Consider the following 4,940-nt stretch of genomic DNA (forward strand, 5'->3'; position numbering starts at 1 on the left):
GGTGGGCTCACGCATCGGTGTCCTCCTGGTCGAGGGTGGTCGCCGTGAACGCCAGGACGTCCATGTGGGTGTGAAGATGCCGCCCGTTCAGTAGCGCGGGTGGGGTGCTCGCGGCGGCGGCCGAGTCGGTGCGCGGGTCGTGGACCGGGAGCGGGACCACGATTACCGGGATGTGCTGGTGGTAGCGCAGCCCGGCGATGCGGGCGGCGCTGATGATGGTGCTGCGCCGCGAGATCCGGCCTGGCTCAGGCGCCCGGGCGGGCAGCGCGACGAGGACGAATCCGCCGGGGCGCAGTAGCCGGTGCCACAGGTGCATGGCCTCGGCGGTGTCGTGCAAGCCGAGACGGTGCCCATCGGGACGGGATAGTCCGGCCAGCAGCAGCGCGACGCCGTCCTCGGCGAGACACCGGGCGCGGGCGGTCCGGTCGTCGGCGACTCGGATGCGGTCACCGTCGGTGGTGATGGTGGCCGGGTGGCGGTGCAGATATCGGGCGGCCCTCGCGACGGTGGGGTGGTTGTCGAGGTCGGCCACGACATCGCCGTCGCGGGTGTAGTGCCGGATCAGCCAGGCGAGGCGTTGCGGGTCGATTCCGTGCCAGGCCGACGGGTCGATCAGGGGCGTGTCGCGGTGGTGGGCGGGGACGAGGAACAGCCCGACGGGCGGGCGTTCGGGGAGGTGCGGATTGGTCTGCGGCATGGGTGGTGGGCCACCTCCGCCGACAAGCGCTGACACTAAGGGAATACAGAATCGGGCCTCGATTTGGAAAACACGGCCGTAGCCACGGCCACCGACTTCACATTCATCCGAGTGTTCAACCCACGTGAACAAGATCAACCGGAGGTTGAACGCCCAGTTCAGGCGTTGAACACCGCGCCAGGATCTAGAATCGCGGACAGTCGTGACTAACGTGGCGGTGTGGCGTACGGACCGGTGTGTGCGGTCAGCTAACCGTCGAAGGCGCGCCGGCTGTCCGAGCCGACTCGAGGTCGCGATATCGGAGAGTGGGCGGCGTCCTCCGAGGTGCCGCGCGGATGGCGGCTGCCAGATCAGCACGTCTCGCCGGCACTACCGAGATGGAGCGGCAGCACCGCGCGGCAGTCGTCAGGGTTAGTTCGCCGTTGAGAACCTCGATCCGCGGCCCTGTTCGGCGTCGGCCCCGACGTCGCCGTCCAGCGCCCCTCCCCGCCAACTCCTGACGGGGTCCGTCGCCGCCGAGGGGGCGCGACCATGGCGTAGCCACGCCCTACACGTCATCGCCCTCTGCCGTATGCACTACGACCATCGCACACGGCTACATCCAGTGCCGGAATGCCTCACCAAGCAAGAAATCCGCCGCTGCCTCAATCGCTACAAGGTCCGCCACGTCTAAACCGCCCTACGCGCCGGCTTCGCCGCCCTCGCCCCTTGACCTCCGTAGGACCATCCGTATGGCGGCGTTCAATCGCTCTCGGCGGCGAGTTGCACCACGGCCTGTTCCAGCTCCGGCTGAAGTACGGGTCTAGAAAACATCACGGCGATTCGCCCCGCACGATCGAGGATCACTGTGGTCGGGAGTGTCTTGGGAGGCATCTGGCGGAATTGCAGCACGGTCCGACCAGGCGGATCAAACAGGCTGGGGTAGGTGAGCGTTCCGTGCGAAAAAGCGCTGGCCGCATCCTTGCCGTCCTGGGTGTTGACTCCTAGGAACGCCACACCAGCCTCGCGGGTTGCTTGGTACGCCGCTTCCAAGTCGTCAGCCTCAGCTCGGCACGGGGCGCACCACGAAGCCCAGAAGTTGACAACGACGACGTTGCCCCTCAGCGGCACCGGATCGAAGGTCGTGCCGTCGAGCAGCGTGCCGGCTAGTTCCGGGCCGGCGGGACGTTCATGGGCCGAAAACTCAGTTCTCAGCGGGGCGGCGTCGCCTCTGTCGACGGCTTGATCACAGCCGCCAACTGCTGAGGCAAGGAGGGTCGCTATCCCGATGATCAAGAATCGACGGTGCACCGCTACCTCTATCCGCTGGAGCGCTGGGCCTGCCTAAGACCTGGTAAAGCCCCCACCACCATACGGTCAGCAGGGAGTGTCGCTTAGCTCAGTCCAGGAGGTGGTAGACGGCCCAGGCGACTTGCAGTGCGACACATAGTGACCCGCCGAGAACTCCCAAGGTTGCCAGCGCACGCCAAAAATGTGAAGCATTTGCACGTAGGCCGAAAAGGCCGAATACAACGCCAGCGACTCCCGGAAAGAGAACCACATGCAGGTGTCCATACATCGGCACCCAGGCCCAACCTGCGGCGAGGGCCAAGAATGACAATGCCGTACCTTCGTGAGCCCGTGCCACGCCTGCTCGATTGCGTACAACGACTGCTTCACCGCGCGCCAGCATCGGCAGGTCGGCCACCAGGACGTCTAGTTCGCCGTAGGTCTTCGCGGCGTAGGCATGCGCCGACCGGTCCTCGAACTCCGCGAACGTCAACCGCCCCTCGCTGGCGGCGACGCTGAGCCGGACCACCACCGCTTCTCGGTCACGGTTTGACACCCGGATGTCGTTCACAAGCAGAGGGTAGCGACGGTAACGGTCACGAGATGCGCCAAATCGGATAGATCATGTGTGTCCGTTGGTTTCCTTGGGCGGTCGCAGAGTGTGGGCTCGAGCCGGGCTCAACTGGCCGCATGCGCCCGTGCACGAACATCGGTAGAAGCGGATGGGCGTCCGGTTGAGGTCGACTTGAACAAGGTCGACTTGGTGTTGACTTGCCCATGTGCACGCTTCGGTGCGGGGTCGCAGATTGGCGCCAATCGTGAACACCTCTGGCCCGCGCCGTCCGCTGCGGGCCATTTAGCGTCGATGGCGTGGGGAGCGTTCATGTCCACCCGAGTCCTCGCCGTGGCGGGCGGCGGGTCTGGCGGTTAGTGGGTTGAACGGGCAGCCGACGGGTTGCGCACACTCGTTAGTCCCAGCCGCTTGCTGATCGCCCCCGGGTCGAGGGCCGTCGTCAGCACCTCGGGCGAACACGCTCCGTTTAACCTTAAACAAGATCATCGGTGTTCATGATGTGTTCAACCGCCCTGGTGGCGTGGGTGCTGCACCGCCGACCGGCCATCGATCGCCGGCCCGGCAATCCCACTCGCTACCAGGGAGTACACCCATGTCTGCGAACACTCGCCCGGTCACCGGCCCGCTCGCCGGCCACCCAGGATCGCGGCCTGGTGCGGCGCTGCTCGACGCGATCGACTACCGGTTCCAGCTACGCGGCGAAGGCCCCCGACCGCAGGCCGTCGACGGCCGACAGCTCGGCCATGGCCTGCCCCGTCGCCGGATCGCACTGACCGAGCTGTCGGCGATCCTTATGCACCCCTCCTGCGGCACCGCCGCGCAGGACACCGCGTGGAGGTTCCTCGTCACCCGAGCCCGCACCGGCGGCGAGCTGTGGGTCGTTGGCGCGGTCGGGGTGGCCCTGCCGGGTCTGCGGCACCGGGCGCATCTGCTGTCGAAGCTGTCATCCGGGGACCTGCACGCCGCGCTGGTCGAGGCATTCCTCAAGGCGCTGAACGCCGTTGACATCGACCAGCCGGGCATCGTGAACGCGTTGCTCAACGCGGCGTTCTCCGGTGCTCGCGCCGCGCTGCGCGGGCAGGAGCCGGCCGCGTCGGGGGAGGCGAACTTCGCGCGCGGCTCGGCGCTGCCGCCCGCCCCGTATGGTCACCCGGACCTGGTCCTGGCCCGCGCGGTTCGCCTCGGGGTTATCAACGTCGCCGAGGCCGACCTGATCGGCGGGACGTACCTGGAAGACATCAGCCTCGCCGCGTACGCCGAAGCCACCGGACTGCCCCGGTGGGGTGTCTACAAGCGGCGCAGCGCCGCCGTGGAGCGGCTCGTTGCGGCGATCCGGTCCGGTGCGCTCAGCGATCCGACCGCCGAGGTCATCGCCGAGGCCACCGGCATCACCGCACCAGAGGCGGCACCCGTCCGCCGCCACTGACACACCCGCGCTGACCTGCTCTTCTCCAAATCGTCCCTCAGATTTGTATTCCCCTAGTGCGGGACTTTCCCGCACAGGTGACCTCCCCGACCGGCCCCGCTGACGGCGCTGACACCCGTTCGCCCGGCCCACCAGACCTCTGTGAGGAGGACGGCCCCCGCGCCGGTCGGAACTTCTGGTCACCCCGTGCGGATCGAAGCGCTCCCGCCTCTGCCACCCACCGCGCCGCAACCGAGCCCCGCCATGCCCCGGGGCCGGTTGCGGCCCAAGCCCGGAGGTGTTCCACCCATGAGCAACAAGCCCACTCGCGAACCCCCGTCGCGGCGCAAGCCGTCCCGCCGACCACGCCGGCCCCGACTGCACCCCTCGGACTGGATGCTCTACCAGGCCACCCGCCTGATCCCGGTCCTGATCGTGGTGGCCGCAGTCCTGACCACCGTCATCGTGCTTAGTGACACGGCTGCCTACGCCGTTGAGCCTAAAGAGCCGGAGCCGGGATCTCCCGAATCCCTCACCGTTGTGATCGACAACATTCGGGTCTGGCTGGTCGGCATCCTCGTCGCGGTTGCCACCCTCTTCCTTACCGCTGGTGGTTTGCGTTACATGGCCGCCAACGGAGACCCCGGCGAAATCGAAAAAGGCAAGCTCGCGATGAAGGCCGCCGCAATCGGCTACGGTCTCGCCCTGCTGGCGCCGCTGTTCGTCACCATCGTCGGCGAGTGGGTGACGTAGCCATGACCGCGACGTCGCTACGAGCCGGACGCAGCCTGTTCAGTCCTTTCCGGCTGGCCATAGCACTGCTGCTTGGCATTGGTCTCACTGGTGGGATCACGGCCACGCCCGCGCTGGCCGAGCCCATTCCCGCCCCCGCCCCGGGCGTTCCCGACCCGGGTATCCCGCCGTCACCGAGCGGCCCGGTTCTCATTCCTGCTCCGACGCCGAGCCCGATCGGCCCGCCGCCAACGGGCACCCCG

Annotated in this window: 5 protein-coding genes and 1 pseudogene; 3 read left to right on the top strand and 3 right to left on the bottom strand. The window is 67.6% G+C overall.

The features are described 5' to 3' along the window. Nucleotides 1-7: 7 nt before the first annotated feature. The 3 genes from DLJ59_RS03605 to DLJ59_RS03615 form a co-directional block, all read right to left on the bottom strand. On the bottom strand, nt 8-697 hold the full coding sequence (locus DLJ59_RS03605) for a hypothetical protein (protein ID WP_124771087.1): 690 nt from the start codon (nt 695-697) through the stop codon (nt 8-10). A gap of 741 nt (nt 698-1,438) precedes the next feature. After that, entirely contained in the window at nt 1,439-1,972 is a 534-nt protein-coding gene (locus DLJ59_RS03610) for a TlpA family protein disulfide reductase (protein WP_244235809.1), read from the bottom strand. Between the two features lie 103 nt (nt 1,973-2,075). Then, a complete protein-coding gene (locus DLJ59_RS03615) occupies nt 2,076-2,537 on the bottom strand; it encodes a DUF1707 SHOCT-like domain-containing protein (protein WP_208648538.1) in 462 nt (153 codons plus the stop codon). 595 nt (nt 2,538-3,132) lie between these two features. Here DLJ59_RS03615 and DLJ59_RS03620 point away from each other — a divergent pair. The 3 genes and pseudogenes from DLJ59_RS03620 to DLJ59_RS36820 all read left to right on the top strand — a co-directional run. Next, complete coding sequence (locus DLJ59_RS03620) at nt 3,133-3,966, top strand: hypothetical protein (RefSeq protein WP_124771090.1); 834 nt, start codon at nt 3,133-3,135, stop codon at nt 3,964-3,966. 288 nt (nt 3,967-4,254) lie between these two features. Further along, the gene (locus DLJ59_RS36815) at nt 4,255-4,698 is read left to right on the top strand and encodes a pilin (protein WP_208648539.1); all 444 of its coding nucleotides are present in this window, start codon (nt 4,255-4,257) and stop codon (nt 4,696-4,698) included. After that, nucleotides 4,686-4,940, top strand: a pseudogene (locus DLJ59_RS36820) (TrkA family potassium uptake protein); the annotation flags it as partial. The gene DLJ59_RS36815 and the pseudogene DLJ59_RS36820, both read left to right, overlap by 13 nt.

Source organism: Micromonospora inaquosa (genome assembly GCF_003857055.1).
GTDB lineage: Bacteria > Actinomycetota > Actinomycetes > Mycobacteriales > Micromonosporaceae > Micromonospora > Micromonospora inaquosa.

What these genes read in the sequence shown, in the direction of transcription:
- DLJ59_RS36815 (WP_208648539.1), top strand. Translation starts at nt 4,255, where the DNA reads ATGAGCAACAAGCCCACTCGCGAACCCCCGTCGCGGCGCAAGCCGTCC.
- DLJ59_RS03620 (WP_124771090.1), top strand. Translation starts at nt 3,133, where the DNA reads ATGTCTGCGAACACTCGCCCGGTCACCGGCCCGCTCGCCGGCCACCCA.
- DLJ59_RS03605 (WP_124771087.1), bottom strand. Translation starts at nt 697, where the DNA reads ATGCCGCAGACCAATCCGCACCTCCCCGAACGCCCGCCCGTCGGGCTG.